The sequence below is a fragment of the Streptomyces sporangiiformans genome (assembly GCF_005768555.2).
GTDB lineage: Bacteria > Actinomycetota > Actinomycetes > Streptomycetales > Streptomycetaceae > Streptomyces > Streptomyces sporangiiformans.
The window spans coordinates 1-14,258 of record NZ_VCHX02000173.1; the positions used below are offsets into that span (position 1 = coordinate 1).

The following is a 14,258-nucleotide window of genomic DNA, read 5'->3' on the forward strand; positions in this document are numbered from 1 at the left end:
CACTCCCCCACCCCTCAAAACCCGTTCATGCCACCCCCAAAAGAGCTGGTAGGGTTCTACCCGTCGCCGCACACACAGCGGACCGACACGCCCCCGTAGCTCAGGGGATAGAGCAACGGCCTCCGGAGCCGTGTGCGCAGGTTCGAATCCTGCCGGGGGCACCCTGTATGAGGTGCCTAAAGACCCCGTGACCAGCGAGTTCGCTGAGTGCGGGGTCTTTGTGTTTGTGCAGGCGTATGCGGCCCTGAGCGGCTCTACGTCGGCCCCTGTGGACTATTCGTGGACAGGATCTTGAGGCATCTTCCCTGGGCAGCCTCACGAATGGCGAAGGTGTCCTGTCCCAGACAACTGTGGGCAGGGCGAGGTTCTGACCTGCGGTGCCTACGGTTGAGTGGGACAGCTCGGCGGCCGGTCTCCCGCTCAACCGTAGGCAGCCGCATCCAGGGTGTTCGTCGCGGAAGTCCACTGGTCGGCCCGGAGGCGCCATGTCCCTGCAGATGAAGTTGGTTGCGATAACGCTCGACTGCCCTGATCCAATGGCCTTGGCGGCGTTCTATCAGCAGGCCACCGGCTTCGAACCCCACCCGAAGTCGGATGCCGACTTCGCAGGTCTCAACCGTGAGGACGGGCTCTTCATCGGTTTTCAACGGGTCGACGACTACCGGGCTCCGCGCTGGCCTGACCAGACCGTTCCCCAGCAGCTGCACCTTTGCTTCGACGTCGTGGATCTGGACGAGGCCGAGGCCCGGCTGCTGGAGCTGGGCGCGGGTAAGCCGGATCACCAGCCTCATGAGGCCGCCAGGGCGCGGGTCCTCACTGATCCGGCTGGTCATCCCTTCTGCATTTGCCGAGGCTGACTGGGGGTTCAGGGGGCTTGCCTACACATGACCGGGCCCCAGCCGCACGTGCCTACAGAAGAGCGGGACTACCTACACATCGCGGAGACAGGACAGAAGGCCCCCGGACGAGGGCGGATTCAATGGGTCGTCGCAACACGCGGTGAGTTGATCAAGCTGCGAGCAGTTTAGACAGACGCTCGGCTGGGGTTTCCCAGCCGAGCATCTTGCGTGGGCGGTTGTTGAGTTCGGCGGCGACGGCGTCGAGGTCTTCGCGGGGGTGGGCGGACAGGTCGCTGCCCTGGTCCCAGGTGAGGGACCACTTCAGGTGCGGAGGGAGGGACTTGATCGTGTCGACCAGAGCATTGCGGACGGCCGGGGCACTGTGGTCGGTGGGCAGGTGGACGAGCAGCAGGTAGCGGGTGCTGCGTTCGACCAGCTTCCCAGTGGCCGGGGACGGCCCGGTCGGCCGCTTCGGCGGGCCGTTCACTGATCATCACCATGGGGTGCGAGTAGCGCGGCTGCCGCTTGGCGGCGTGACGGTGGGGCCTGCGCATGGCCCGTCCGGTTCGTAGCGACCGGGTCAGCTCGCGTCTGAGTTCACCGCTGATGAGGATCTCTGAAATCGGCTCTGGCCGCAGTTCCGTGAATCCCCCGCTCAGCGAGGGGAACGGGGGATCGTTTCGGCAGGGTGTTTCCTGCCGTGGCGAGCAAGACTGTCGAGGATTTGCTGTTCCCAGGGATCGGTGTGCGAGTGGAGCACGTCAGCGACTCCTCGGCCGGTCTGGTGGTGGAGGCGATAGCCACCGGTCAGCCGGGCCGGTGTCCGGACTGCCGGAAGCGGGCGAGCCGGGTGCACAGCTCGTACCAACGCACCTTGGATGAGCGGCCGTTGGGTGACCGGCGGGTCATGGTCCGGCTCCGGGTGCGGCGGTACTTCTGCGACCAGCAGGAGCTGTGCCCGCCGCACATTCGTGGAGCAGGTCGGTGGTCTGACCGAACGGCACCGCCGGTCGAGCGTCGGCCTGACGGGCTGGCTGCGGTCGATCGCAGCTGAGCTGGGCGGTCGTGCTGGTGAGCGGCTGTGCCGAAGGATACGGCTGGCGGCGGGCCGGAGTCGGCTGCTGGGGCTGTTGGAGGCGCCGCCGGTGCCGGAGCGGGCTCCGCGGGTGCTCGGGGTGGACGAGTTCGCCTTCCGCAAGGGCTGCACCTACGGCACCGTGCTGGTTGATGTCGAGGCCGGCCGGGTCGTGGACGTGTTGCCCGACCGCACCTCGGAAACGTTCGCGGCCTGGCTCAAGGACCATCCCGGCGCGGAGATCATCTGCCGCGACCGGGCCACCGCCTACACCAAGGCGATCAAAGAAGCCGCCCCGATGCCCTGGAGGTCGCGGACCGGTGGCATTTGCTGCAGAACCTGTCCGCCGCAGTGGAGAAGACCTGCCATCAGCACCGCGACTGCCTGCGTAAACACGCCGAACCGGAGGATCCGCCGACGGTTCCGGAACCAGTCCCGATGCAGATACCGGTGCCGGAACTGCCCCGCACACAGATCATCGAGCGGACCCGCCACCGCTACGAGGACATCCATCGTCTCGTGGAGAAGTGCTGGACGATCAGCGCGATCGCCCGACGGCTGAACCTCGACCGCAAGACCGTGCGCCGCTTCCGTGACACTGCCCTCGATGAACTGCTGGTCTCCGCCCGCGACCGCCGCCCCAACGGCGCGCTGGAGCCGTTCAAGGCATACCTCAACGCGCGCTTCACCGAGACCCAGGGCCAGGTCAGCGGCACCCGCCTCTTCCTGGAAATCCAGGCGCGCGGCTACCAGGGCAGCCGCCAGGTCGTCCGCAAACATCTCGCCGCCCTGCGGGCAGGCACCGCCGAACCGGTCCGGGCCGACATCCCCAGCCCGCGCAAGATCACCTCATGGATCATGCGCCCCCGCGAGACCCTGACCGACAGCCAGGACCGGAGGCTCCTGGAGGTCCGGCTCGCTTGCCCGTACATCACCCGGGCGTGCGATCTCGCCCGGGCGTTCGCCGATCTCGTCCGTCACCGGCGTGGATACCTGTTGCTGGAGTGGATCCGCCAGGCCGAACAGGACGCCCCGAAGCCGATGCAGGGCTTCGCGGGCTTCTTTCGCCAGGACCTCGACGCCGTCACCGCTGGCCTCACCCTCCCGTGGAGTTCAGGAGTTGTAGAGGGCCACGTGAACCGGGTGAAAACGCTCAAGCGGGCCATGTACGGCAGGGCCTCGTTCGAACTCCTCCGGACCCGGATCCTCATCCAGCCATGGCCTTCACCCGACTCCGGTCGCAGCCTCTGAATGGTCATCCGGCGCTCGGGGTGGCCCGGCTGGTCGGCTGATCCCGCGTCCGTGAACCGGTCGGCCGTGGCTGGGCCGGCCGCGTCAGGTGGCGCCGAGTCCGGTGATCAGGGACTGGGCCACCATGTCGGCTCCCTGGGCGGGGGACAGCTCCGGCATCTCGTGTGCGGCAATGTTGGTGAGGTGGACGAGTAGGGAGCGGGCCCAGCGGTCAGGAAGACCGGGCCGGATGACACCCTCGCGGACCGCGCGGTCCATGAAGGCGTCGAGTTGCTCGAGCAGTCGCTGGAGGCGGGCGGCCATCGCTTCGTCGTGCACCTGTTGGACGTCCACGGGCCACCGCCTGCTGACGGTGACGATGCCCTCCGCGTACCGGTGCAGTGCCACCGCCACGGGGGCCTCGGTCAGCCGTGCCTGGGCGACGACCTTCTCGCAGGCGTCGAGCTTGGCCGCGTAGACGGCGGTCATCAGTGCCTCGCGGGTCTTGAAGCGGCGGTAGACGGTACGTCGGTCGAGGCCCGCTGCCGCTGCGATCGCCGCGATGCTCGTGCTCGGGTCGTGTGCCAGCAGACGTGCTCCGGTCTGCAGGACCGCGTCCAGGTTGCGTGCCGCGTCAGCTCTCATCGTGACCGAAGCATACGCAAGAGTGAGGCTGATCACCCAGTTGATGGCACATGGATATTGCAAATCACCAATCAAATGTCACATAGTTGTGGCTCTTCGTCGGTTCAGCGTGCCTGTCGTCAGGTCATCTCACCCCAGGAGTCATACGTGAGCCCGGTCCACATGTCCGAGAAGTTAAAGGAAGTCCTCGACTCCAGGGTCTTCGTCACCGTGGCGACCCTGCAGCCCGACGGCAGTCCGCACCAGTCCGTGGTCTGGGTAGGCAGGCAGGGAGACAACCTGCTCTTCGTGACCGGCGTGGCCAAGGTCAAAGTGCGCAATCTGCGGCGCGACCCTCGGCTCAGCGTGACAGTCAACCCGCCTGACGATCCCTACGGATACGCGGTGATCAGCGGCACCGCCCGATTCGAAAGCGTGGGCGCCCGCGAACGCATGGACGAACTGGCGGTCAAGTACACCGGCAAGACCTACGCCGAACACAACCCGCAGTCGTACGCCACGCTCCCGGAACTGGTCACCATCCACGTCACCCCGGAAAAGATCGCGACCCGGTTCCTGTGAGTCGCCGCAACGACGAAGGAGCAGGGCGATGAAGACCCACGTCATCACCGGCGGCACGGACGGAATCGGCAAGGCCGTCGCCCACCACTACCTGGACAGAGGACACGAGGTAGTGGTCGTCGGACGCAACGCGGAGAAGGGCAAGGCATGGCTGGACGCCGCGCGGCAACGAGGTGCGGCCGAGCGAGCGCACTTCGTAAATGCCGACCTCAGCCTGATAGCCGAGACCAGAGCAGCGGCTGACAGCGTCCGGTCGTCTTTTGCGAGGGTTGACACCCTGGTGCTGTGCGCCCGGCATTTTCGGACCACCCGCCTGGTCACGGCCGAAGGCTTCGAGAACACCTTCGCGCACTTCTACCTGAGCCGCTTCGTGCTGAGCCATGGGCTGGTGGACCTGCTCGAAGCCGCCGACACCCCAGTCATCCTCAACGTCGCGGGCCCCGGCGGCCAGGCTCAAATCCATTGGGAAGACCTGCAACTCGCCCGGGAGTACGACGGGCAACGGGCGCTCATGCAAGGCGGTCGGCTCAATGACCTGCTCGGCGTCGACTTCGCGGACCGCCGACCGGACACCAACGTGCGGTATGTGCTGCTCAACCCAGGAACGGTCAACACCAGCTTCTCAGGGCAGTACGCCTCGGACATCATGGCGCACATCGAGGTCATCCGCCGGTCCGCCCAGTCGGTCGAGGAGGCCATAACGCCGATCCTCAAAGTGCTGGACGACCCGCCCACCACACCGCTCAGCGCCTTTGTGCAGGGCGAGCCGCTCAGTCCACACGGGCCCGGGTTCACCATCGAGGAAGCACGGCGGCTGCACCAGCACACCCAGAAGTTGTTGGCTGCTTCAGCAGCAAGGACGCCGAGAGGCTGAGACAGCAGACCTCAGCTCATCCACACTTACTGATCCTCCGGCCAGCCTTCCGAGTGCCACTCTCGTCCACTGGGCGAAGCGAAGTTACCTGTCGATTCACGGAACCGCAGACAGAGCCTTGAAATCTGCCAGGGACGCTCTTCCCTCCACTTCGTTGCGTCTTGAAGCGTGTGGGGAATGTGGGGAGTGAAGAGCGCGTGTGAGGGCCCAGCGACCGAAGCCGCCGGCGCCGGTCTGGCGGCCGTCCAGACCGGCGGACGGGGCGGCGTCACGCAGGGACGCCGAGCGGCGGGTGCTCGAGCACGCGGGGCTTGTACTCGACCAGCTGGATGCGGCCGTCGAAGGTGCGGTGCTCGATCATCTCGAGGGCAACATCCGGATAGCCGTCGTAGATGCGTTCTTCGCCCGTGGCCCCGGTGATCACCGGGAACATCACGACCCGGAAGCGGTCGACGAGTCCGGCTCGTAGCAGGGACCGGCACAGGCTGAGGCTGCCGATCGTGCTGAGGAGCCCCGAGCCACTCGACTTCATGGCGCGGACCGCCTCGACGGCGTCGTCGCGGACGAGCGTGGAGTTGGCCCACGTCAGTGGCTCCTCGAGTGAGGAGGAGAACACCACCTTGGACGCTTGCGTGAGCTCGTCGACGGACGCCTCTTCTTCGGGCCTGAACTCGTCTTGGCCATTCGGGACCTCGCCTGCGGCGAAGCCCGACATCAGACGGTAGGTGTTCGCTCCCATCAGGTAGGTGGCCTCGGGCTGCTCGCCGAGCCATGCGAGGTACTCCGGGCCCTCAAGGCCCCAGAACCCGGGCCATCCCTCTCCCGATGCGTGGCCGTCGAGGGAGGTGATGAAGTCGACGAGAAGCTCCGACATGGCGGTGTCCTTTCCTAGGGTGTCATGAGCTTGGACCGGCCGGGAGCCACAAACTCATCGGCCGCGCTGTGGAGTAACGAGAAAACCCATGACGCTGCAGCCGATCAGGTCGGCGGAGCGGCACTGCTTCGGAGGGCCGGAGGCCTACATGATTGCACTATGCACGCAGTCTGGTAATGATCTCCACGCGATTGGGAACGGCGGTTTGAGTTCTGTCAAAGCCCCAGCTCAGCCCCACCCGCGAAACGGCCAACCACGCTCTCCTGGGTGATCGGTGAGGCCTCGCTGCCCGACGTCGACAGCGGGTACTTCATCCACTCACCTGCGACGGCGGCGGAGCACTTCCGTGAGTACGGCCCCGCTCCGATCGACGGCGACCCGATCGCGCTGGTCTTCGCCAGCGACGGCGGGGCCATCTGTTCGCGATCGGAGCCGGCGGACAAGTCTAGAAGTCCACCACGGCCTCCTGGTTTGACGACTTCGAGGTCACCGCGTCCAGCTTGCAGGAGTTCCTCGAACAGCTCGGCCGCCGGATCGCGAACCAGACCTAATCATCGGCCGAGGACAAACGGGCCCCTGCCCCAGGAGGTCATTCCACAGCTGGGGAATCGCGAGCAGGTGTGGGGACACCCCTGAGCAGGGGGTGGCCTCAAAGAGCGCCATCACCCCGGCCTTGGACGTAGAGGGCCTGGTAGATGGTCTCGTGGGTCACGTGCATCTCCGGCCGGTCGGCAAAGCTTCTGCGCAGAGCGTGGCAGATCTGCTCGGGGCTCCAGCGCAGGGTCAGGTGGTCCTGGATGAAGTCCCGCAGTTCCGGGTTCTGGCCGATCTTGCCGGGCTTGGGGCGGGGCCGGCGGGCGACGGCGCGGGCCTGGGCGGCGTGAGGCCGGTACTGACCGTTCGTGGGGTGCCGGTTGCGGTGTATCTCCCGGCTGATGGTCGACGGGCTGCGGCCCAGCTCGGCCGCGATGGCCCGGACGGTGGCCCTTTCCCGCAGCCCGTCGGCGATGTGGATGCGGTCCGTCTCACCCAGGTAGCGCGAGGGGACGGGCGGGCTGGCCTCAACAGGCGGCGGCACCACCGCGTTGACCGGTGGTGCCGCCTTGTTCTTGCCCGAGGCGCCGCGTCCGTTCCGCCATCGCTTGCCGGTCCGGACGTTGATGCCAATGACCTGGGCGGCCTTGGCGTAACCCATTCCTTGATCCACAAGCCGGAAGTATGCCTCCCGCTCCTGGACCAGTTGCCTGGGTCCCTGCGGCCTCCGGCTCACCCGGATCTCGAAGTCCATTGCATCCCCTGAACTGGGGTGTTGCAACGACCACTAGAACCTAAGCGAGTCCAGGGGCCCGAAGCCTGGCGCGGCTCACACGCTACTCACGCGCGGTCACTCGTACTCGCGCAGCAGCTCTTCGATCTTGCGGTTGGCGATCTCCTGCCGACCGTCGATGCACTTGGCGTAGCGGCTCAGCAGGACCTCGACGCTGTTGCCCGCGCGCTCGGCGACCTCTGTCGGGTCCGGACCGGCCAATTTCACCGGCTTCCAGCCCCTCACCCGAAGCGTCCAGGCCGTACCTGCCGACGCAAGGCCGATCGTACCGGCAGGCTCGACACTCCCTCGCCTCGCCGCCGAACTGCCGCACGTCTTGGCCCTGATCGACCCGCACCACGGCGCCGAGGGCATCACCCGCCAGCTCGAAGAACTCACCGAGCACCTGGCCCCCGAGTCCACCGACCTACTGGACGTCGGCGGCGACATCCTGGCCAGGGGCGACGAGCCCACACTTCGCAGCCCACTGGCTGACGCCCTCACGCTGGCCGCATGCTGCCATGTCAACGCGCCCATAAGGCTCCTAGTGGCAGGTCCCGGCCTGGACGGCGAAGTACCTGCAGAAGACTTGCGCGACCGCATGGGCCCAACCGTCCTGACGCTCACAGCCGAGCACGTCGAGCCGGTCAGCTCTGTTCTGGAATGGCACCCGTCCGAAGCGACAGCGATGCTCGCGGCTACGGCCCGTGGAGTCCGAGGTCTGTGCGAAGTGAGGGACGCCGGCCTACCAGTGCCGCTCACCGACGAAGGCCCCACCGTCCACGAAGCCGACTTGGACAACGCCCTCAACCGCAACGAACTCGCCCGAGCCATCCTCGCAACGGAGACCCTCGAGGAAGCCGAGCAGCACAGCCGCGAAATCTGCGGCTACTCGGAGATCGACTACGAACGCAACAAGGCCAGTTGGCTCGGCACCCAGCCGGAACAGAAGCTCGACCCCGAGACCGCGCTCCGCCAACTCGACCAGTTCGAAGCCGAAGCCCGCAACCGCAGAATCACCCACACGACGTTCCGCCGCATCACCGAGGCCCTTGGCCTCAACGGCAAGCAGCGCCAGGACCTCAGGGCTTTGCTGCTGAGCAGCCGTCCGGAGCAGTACCAAGCCCCGCTCTGGCACATCCCAGCCGACGTGTCGGATCCCAGCTGATGCTTGACGGTGGGCCTAGACAACATAGGACCCCTTGTGGGGCTTGTTCGCTTTCACGTTACGGACCGGGACGTCGGTCGTGCGGCGGATAACCCGGATCTGGCCGTCCAGCTCGACGGTGATCGTCGTGTCCGACACGTGCACGGTCACGGTCTGGCCTGCGTAGGGGCGGCCGAGGGAGACGCTCTGGCGGCAGACCATGACCGTGCCGACCGCGCTGACCCGCCGCTGCACGCGGACCGGCTCGACGCGGGGCCGCGGGGCCGGTCCCGCGGGCCGCAGTCCCCGCAGACGCTGCACCGCATCGAGGGTGAGCGGGTTGGGCCACACCCGCAGCAGTTCCCGCGAGGACAGATCGAAGAACGACAGCGTCTCGTCGTCGATCCGGATGCCCACCTGGCGGCCGCCGAGGATCTCCGCTGCCAGCACCTGGTGCCCGCCCAGATTCACCAGGCCGCTGTTGTTCACGGCCCGGTCAACCTCGAACGCCGCCGCGTCGCCGGCAGGCAGCGGGGCCGTTCCGGCCGCACGTCCTCCCCGGGCGGCCAGCTGCGCGAGGTCCGCCACGGACAGGTGTGAACGCACGCTCTTGATCCGCGTCCCGGCGATCAGTAGATGGATCACCGAGGTGTCGGCCCAGAACGTCACCGTCAGCCCCGAGCGGGAAGGGCCGAGCCAGAACTGCTTGCCCGCGACCTGAAGATTCCCACTCGCGGGCACCACCCGCTCGAACTCCACCTGCCCGCCCTCGTCCACCTGCACCACCAAAGGAAGAGGGACAGGAGCAGGCGCCGCTTCGACCGGACCCGGCACCGCAGCGGGAGCCGTCCGCTGCTGCGGCACCAGTGCAAGCACTCCGGGGATCTTCAGGCCCAGTACGTCCCGTTCCTGCTCAGGAACCGGGGTGAACCGGTCCGTCGGGGACTGCATGTCCAGGGCCTGATGCGGCCGGACGGAGTTGTACTCCTGAACCCACGCATCCAGCGCCGCCTGAGCCTCCTCGATGCTCTCGAACGCTCCGCAGTCGTCGAGGAGTTCGCGCCGCAGCGTCTGATGGAACCGCTCGACCTTGCCCGTGGTGGTCGGTGAGGCCGGCTGGGTGAGCCGGTGCGCGATCCCGTTCTCCCGGCAGATCCGGTCGAACAACACCTCACCACCATGCCCGAACCGGTCGGTGAACTGCTTGCCGTTGTCCGTGAGCACCTCTTCCGGCACTCCGAACGCCTGCAAGGCCCGGGCGAACGCCGCGCAGACCGCCCGTCCCGTCGCCTGCTCGACCACCGAAGCGATCACGCAATACCGGGAGTGGTCATCCACACCCGTCACAACCTTGGCCTCGGTCAGTTCACCGGTCACCGGGTTGACCAGCATCACCCCGCCGACGATGTCCATCTGCCACAACTGCATCGGCCGATCCCGCTGCCAGCGCTTGTAATCCGACCGCTTCCGGCGCCGCACCCCCGGCTCCACCAGCCCATGCCTGACCAGAATCCGATACACCGTTATCCGTGACGGCACCGGGCTCACCGCCCCGGACGGCTCCAGCACATGAGCGATCCGCCGCGGACCCCACCGAGGATGCTTACGCCGCAGCTCACACACGGCCGCCTCCACCTCGGCAGAAGCCTGATGCGGACACGACGCCGGCCTACGTGAACGGTCCACCAACCCGGCCAGCCCCGAAGCCTCATACCGGGACTTCCACCCGCTCACCGTCTGCCGGGAGACGCCCAGCTGGGCGGCGACCTCCGTCACCGTCGCACCCGCCAGCACCGCCAGGACAGCCCGGTATCTCTGCTCGACAACCGACAACTCCACCAGCGCCAATCCCGGCCTCCCGCCACACGCCGCAACGACGCGCACAGAAAAGCCGAACACGGCCACTGTCAACCATCAGCTGGGACCGAACTGTCAAGCATCACCCGGGACCGGACAGCCCCTAGGCCAGCGACTGAGTTACAACTTTCTCTACGGGTTCAAGCCCCGGCTGCGCTCCGCTCCGCCGGGCGCGCTTCCCGGCTCCGCCGCCCTCCGCGCTCATGCCTCCGGCCCGCGCTGCGGGCGCTGCGCCGACGCGCGCCCACATGTGAATAGGGCCGGGAGGCCATGAGTCGAGCACCGCATAGCACGACCGCGGCCAAAGCATGCCTCCGGCGGGGGCGCTCAGGCTCCGAGATGGCGGGGGCGCCGTTCGCGAGTGCCGGCGGGGTAGTGGCGTGCGCGAGGGCGCTCCCATCCCGTCTGCCATCGACCCAGGCAGAGCCGAGCAGACGCGGCCCCTGGCGTCCAGGTCGTTCGTACAGTTGCGCGCTCCACCTGGACGCCAGGAACCACGCCCGCTCCACGGTGTGTGGGTCGACGGCAGACGGGATGGGAGCTGGGGTAAGTGGTGGGTGAGGGGGAGAGCAGAAGATCTCGCACACCCGCTATGACCACGCCGAGCAGGTCCCTTATCTCGTCAACCACCCACGGCGCTCCGAAAGATCAGCGAAGCTGCAGGCTATGGATGCAGGACTTGCGGCTGTACTGGGAGCGACTGTTGGTGCGGTAGGCACCGGCGGCGCAGGCATCGTTGCAGCCCTACTCGCACGCTCTCAAGGTCGCTCTCAGCTGAGCGCAGAGTACGCGCGTTTCATCAGAGAACAGCGGAAGGCTGCCTACACCGCGTACACGGCAGCAGTTCTCAAAGAGCACGAGAGGCTGAACGACGCCAGTACTCATCTAGAGATGGCCGCACACGCCGAGGGGGACGACCGGGCTGAAGCAGTAGGAGCGGCGCGGACGGAGTACAGAGCCGTACAGGACGAGTGGGGGGATCTTGAACGCCGCTACGCGGAGGTGGCCGTTGAGGGCCCTCCAGCTATCACTCGGTCCGCTGTGCAGATCAGCGGAGCCTTCAATGACTACGAAAATCGTGTCTTGGCGTGCCTTCAGGCTTTCGAAGGCGGACGAAGCCCAGCTCCCGACGACCTCGCACAGCTCGGAGAAGTGCATCGCGCTTCGTACGACGCTTATCACGCGTTCCTCAAGCAGGCCTCGGAGGTGATTGGTGCCGACGGCATACGGAGGCTCCCGGAGTAGCTCGCCGAAGCAGTCTCAAGGCACAGCTCTTGTCAAGCGACCGCAGATGCCTGACATCAGCACCTGACACCAACAACGGTGAACGCACACGCACCGAGGCGGACTGCAGCGGCCAACGCTAGCCCGCGTGGCTGCTGACTTGCTGTGTCAGAGCACTACGGTGATCGACCTGATAAAGGTGAGGCCACAGGTTCAACACGCCGTGCAGGCCGCCCTGGGACGCAGGCGACGTTGAGCCCGGAGCGAGAGCGCTGTAGGCGACCGTGCCCCAGGCGTGCCCGATCGAGCGGGAAACAGCGGGGAACGGCAGGCGCCCACGGGCAACGCCCGACACAACGGCCCCTGACCGATTTACCTGGTCAGGGGCCATCAAGCTGCGCGGTGGGTGTGGGATTTGACCCCCGGTGACTCGCGCCACGACGGTTTTCAAGATCACCGGAGAAGTCGATTATCGAAAGCCTCAGAAACTTCTACGGGGTGCCCTCGCTCCATCTGAACGTGCCAGAGGACAGCCTCCTGACCGAACTCCTCGAAGTGTGGCCAGGGTCGCCAGCCGAACTTTGGCTCGCGAGCATCAAGAACGTGGACCCCATGGAGGTAGGTTCTGGCGAAGGTTGATCCCCATTCTTGCAGTACCGCCTCCTTGCTCACGTACCTCTTTGCCACGTACAGGCCGAGGATGTCGAACATTGCGATGGCGCTAACAACTTGCCGGTAGTCATGTGGCCTTTGGAGCAGGTCATGAACATTCCCACTACCGCGAATTTCGTCCCATAGGATCTGGCGGCCACTCAGGAGGTCCGGATGCGTCAGGCGCTCATGTAGTGACAGGAACAGGTCGCGCTGCTTCTCCCGCCGGCCGTGGAACCATGTGCCTATGCTCACCGCCAGAGCCGCGAAAGCTACAATCACTGTCCACCCATCTGCATCCATCCCTGCCTCCCGCTTGGTCGACACAGTCGGTTTCCTACACTCAAGACTGTCGCAGTGATCAAACAACCACACACGACACAGGTCCGCTCGATGAGTTACTGCGTGCTGCCCACAACAGACAGGCCGGATCCTCCAGATCTGAAGCAGGAGGCTCTGCCAGAGCAAGGCCGACAGCGGTGAGTGTCTACCAGCGTGACAACCGCGACGGACAGCACAGAACAGGCGCAGACACTGATGGGCCACCACCGCACGTCAGAGACGCACTTGCCCGCTCGGGCCTCCATCTGAGTTACTTCGGGACGAAGCTGTCGGGTGCCACAGTCGGCCACATCGTGCGGTCAACCACGGTCAACGACGGCTCGCCACAGTCGAGATGCTCGCTGGCCTGAGCTGCCGCTACCGCCGGTGTGACCTGGGCGCCTGCGCTGCCGATCACACCCGCCCTTACAAGGCGGTGCTCAGTTGGCTAGCTTGCCCAAGATGGACCTTGCCGAGGCCCATTAGATAGCCGTCAGCTTCTTTGGCAGCCGCACGGAGAACGCCGGCCGCTACGCGCAGTCCGGGTCGTCCCCAGCTCGGGCGGCAGCACTTGACTCGCCCATTGAGACTCCACCGACCTAACACGCGACGCTACTCCTTTTCTATCTGCAGCATCCTATGGTCCGCATCGAGTTCCCGCGTTCGACACATCGGCGATTCCAAAGAATCGACGGTAACACTGTGCCGCCTCACCCCCGGAGACCATGAGATACCCCTGCTGGTTGCAGTGATGCTCAGCGATCCTGCACAAGCAAATCTGGAATAAATTCCTGACTGGCCACTGGTCGAAGCAGGAAGTGAAGATGCGTGACACGCTCGACTGACTTGAGTACAGGCTATCTGCACCTTGGACCCCAGCGCGTCCCGAATACCATCTACAATTTCTTTGCGCGGATTCAAAAAGCTTGATCGCCCGTGGGAGAAAATCACCAGGTCCGGCTGAACGGCTATCGCTAACTCCCTTGCAAATTCCCTATTATCCGCAGCACCCGATCGGCCGCCATGGTGCGGAAACACCAGAACTGGCGCCGTCATATCGACACCGACCCGTTGCATTTCAGCGAAACCTTTGGCATCAAGATCCCCGGGCAGCAAGACGGCCGGACTGCCATCCAGTTCGATTCGAACTACTGCAGACATACCGTTGGAGGTAATAGACCCAACAGGGTGCTTACCCTTCGCGGGACCAACCCCGGCCCACAGGATCCCCGGATGAAGGATGCGTACGCCTATTCTTCCACAATCAAGAGCCCCATTCGCGCCCACATTGAGATTGGTGCGAACATCAATCAACCCCCGCTTGTGGCGATCGGCTGCCACAGTGAGAAGGTCAATGAAGGCTTCGGATAGCTTTGTGGAATCTGGATTTGCCCATAACGCCTTTACGGCAACTTCGTCGTGCGCCATGAGCGCTGCAGCGCCTTTAATGTGATCGTTGTCTGCATGCGAAAGAATGAGATGGTCGACGGTGCTCGCGCCAACGCGGCCCATTGCCTCCAGGAGCGGCATAATAGCTGGCACATCCACTACGACCCCACTTGGCCCATCGTGGATGAACGAACAGTTCCCATGCCCGACGTTTAGAATCTGGGCCGCCGGCCCAACAGACGTCCGTTGGTTCGGGAGCTCTGCT

Annotated in this window: 12 protein-coding genes, 1 tRNA gene and 4 pseudogenes; 9 read left to right on the plus strand and 8 right to left on the minus strand. The window is 65.6% G+C overall.

The genetic code is table 11. The features are described 5' to 3' along the window. Positions 1-89: 89 nt before the first annotated feature. A tRNA-Arg gene (locus FGD71_RS29930) sits at positions 90-161 on the plus strand. Positions 162-485: 324 nt separating this feature from the next. Further along, the gene (locus tag FGD71_RS29935; RefSeq protein WP_119103672.1) at positions 486-857 is read left to right on the plus strand and encodes a VOC family protein; all 372 of its coding nucleotides are present in this window, start codon (positions 486-488) and stop codon (positions 855-857) included. 151 nt (positions 858-1,008) lie between these two features. Here the strand turns inward: FGD71_RS29935 and FGD71_RS29940 are convergent. After that, positions 1,009-1,441: pseudogene (locus FGD71_RS29940) on the minus strand (transposase); the annotation flags it as partial. A gap of 248 nt (positions 1,442-1,689) precedes the next feature. On the opposite strand from FGD71_RS29940, the gene FGD71_RS50250 reads away from it, so the two are divergent. From FGD71_RS50250 to FGD71_RS29955, 3 genes are all read left to right on the plus strand, one after another. Next, positions 1,690-1,893: a hypothetical protein gene (locus FGD71_RS50250; protein WP_420878361.1), complete on the plus strand. Its 204-nt coding sequence runs from the start codon at positions 1,690-1,692 to the stop codon at positions 1,891-1,893. Positions 1,894-2,014: 121 nt separating this feature from the next. Then, positions 2,015-2,476, plus strand: a complete 462-nt coding sequence (locus tag FGD71_RS50255) for a transposase (RefSeq protein WP_162931257.1) — start codon at positions 2,015-2,017, stop codon at positions 2,474-2,476. Then, positions 2,359-3,165 (plus strand): transposase, encoded by an 807-nt coding sequence (locus FGD71_RS29955; RefSeq protein WP_420878362.1) that lies wholly within the window; start codon positions 2,359-2,361, stop codon positions 3,163-3,165. The genes FGD71_RS50255 and FGD71_RS29955 overlap by 118 nt, the downstream gene beginning before the upstream one ends. A gap of 84 nt (positions 3,166-3,249) precedes the next feature. Here FGD71_RS29955 and FGD71_RS29960 read toward each other — a convergent pair whose 3' ends face one another. Then, entirely contained in the window at positions 3,250-3,789 is a 540-nt protein-coding gene (locus FGD71_RS29960) for a TetR/AcrR family transcriptional regulator (protein WP_119103676.1), read from the minus strand. Positions 3,790-3,951: 162 nt separating this feature from the next. On the opposite strand from FGD71_RS29960, the gene FGD71_RS29965 reads away from it, so the two are divergent. Next, the gene (locus FGD71_RS29965) at positions 3,952-4,350 is read left to right on the plus strand and encodes a PPOX class F420-dependent oxidoreductase (protein WP_119103677.1); all 399 of its coding nucleotides are present in this window, start codon (positions 3,952-3,954) and stop codon (positions 4,348-4,350) included. 28 nt (positions 4,351-4,378) lie between these two features. Continuing rightward, positions 4,379-5,224: an SDR family NAD(P)-dependent oxidoreductase gene (locus FGD71_RS29970; protein ID WP_119103678.1), complete on the plus strand. Its 846-nt coding sequence runs from the start codon at positions 4,379-4,381 to the stop codon at positions 5,222-5,224. Between the two features lie 268 nt (positions 5,225-5,492). Here the strand turns inward: FGD71_RS29970 and FGD71_RS29975 are convergent, their stop codons facing one another. The 3 genes and pseudogenes from FGD71_RS29975 to FGD71_RS47560 all read right to left on the minus strand — a co-directional run. Next, on the minus strand, positions 5,493-6,098 hold the full coding sequence (locus FGD71_RS29975; protein WP_044577946.1) for a dihydrofolate reductase family protein: 606 nt from the start codon (positions 6,096-6,098) through the stop codon (positions 5,493-5,495). Between the two features lie 664 nt (positions 6,099-6,762). Next, positions 6,763-7,386, minus strand: a pseudogene (locus FGD71_RS29980) (transposase); the annotation flags it as partial. 96 nt (positions 7,387-7,482) lie between these two features. Then, positions 7,483-7,623, minus strand: a pseudogene (locus FGD71_RS47560) (tyrosine-type recombinase/integrase); the annotation flags it as partial. Between FGD71_RS47560 and FGD71_RS29985 the strand changes: the two are divergent. Beyond that, a pseudogene (locus tag FGD71_RS29985) lies at positions 7,616-8,572 on the plus strand (DUF1152 domain-containing protein); the annotation flags it as partial. The pseudogenes FGD71_RS47560 and FGD71_RS29985 sit on opposite strands and share 8 nt — an antisense overlap. Positions 8,573-8,587: 15 nt before the next feature. On the opposite strand, the gene FGD71_RS29990 reads toward FGD71_RS29985, so the two are convergent. Then, positions 8,588-10,384, minus strand: a complete 1,797-nt coding sequence (locus FGD71_RS29990) for an IS481 family transposase (protein WP_420878363.1) — start codon at positions 10,382-10,384, stop codon at positions 8,588-8,590. Positions 10,385-11,074: 690 nt separating this feature from the next. Between FGD71_RS29990 and FGD71_RS29995 the strand changes: the two genes are divergently transcribed. Next, positions 11,075-11,653, plus strand: coding sequence for a hypothetical protein (locus FGD71_RS29995; RefSeq protein WP_140935972.1), 579 nt, complete (start codon positions 11,075-11,077; stop codon positions 11,651-11,653). A 432-nt stretch (positions 11,654-12,085) separates the two neighbouring features. On the opposite strand, the gene FGD71_RS30000 is transcribed toward FGD71_RS29995, so the two are convergent. Both FGD71_RS30000 and FGD71_RS30005 read right to left on the minus strand, forming a co-directional pair. Beyond that, the gene (locus FGD71_RS30000) at positions 12,086-12,610 is read right to left on the minus strand and encodes a hypothetical protein (protein ID WP_140935973.1); all 525 of its coding nucleotides are present in this window, start codon (positions 12,608-12,610) and stop codon (positions 12,086-12,088) included. Positions 12,611-13,216: 606 nt separating this feature from the next. Then, positions 13,217-14,152 (minus strand): ComEC/Rec2 family competence protein, encoded by a 936-nt coding sequence (locus FGD71_RS30005; RefSeq protein WP_140935974.1) that lies wholly within the window; start codon positions 14,150-14,152, stop codon positions 13,217-13,219. Positions 14,153-14,258: the final 106 nt, after the last annotated feature.

What these genes read in the sequence shown, in the direction of transcription:
- FGD71_RS29935 (WP_119103672.1), top strand. Translation starts at nt 486, where the DNA reads ATGTCCCTGCAGATGAAGTTGGTTGCGATAACGCTCGACTGCCCTGAT.
- FGD71_RS29960 (WP_119103676.1), bottom strand. Translation starts at nt 3,789, where the DNA reads ATGAGAGCTGACGCGGCACGCAACCTGGACGCGGTCCTGCAGACCGGA.
- FGD71_RS29965 (WP_119103677.1), top strand. Translation starts at nt 3,952, where the DNA reads ATGTCCGAGAAGTTAAAGGAAGTCCTCGACTCCAGGGTCTTCGTCACC.
- FGD71_RS29970 (WP_119103678.1), top strand. Translation starts at nt 4,379, where the DNA reads ATGAAGACCCACGTCATCACCGGCGGCACGGACGGAATCGGCAAGGCC.
- FGD71_RS29975 (WP_044577946.1), bottom strand. Translation starts at nt 6,098, where the DNA reads ATGTCGGAGCTTCTCGTCGACTTCATCACCTCCCTCGACGGCCACGCA.
- FGD71_RS29995 (WP_140935972.1), top strand. Translation starts at nt 11,075, where the DNA reads ATGGATGCAGGACTTGCGGCTGTACTGGGAGCGACTGTTGGTGCGGTA.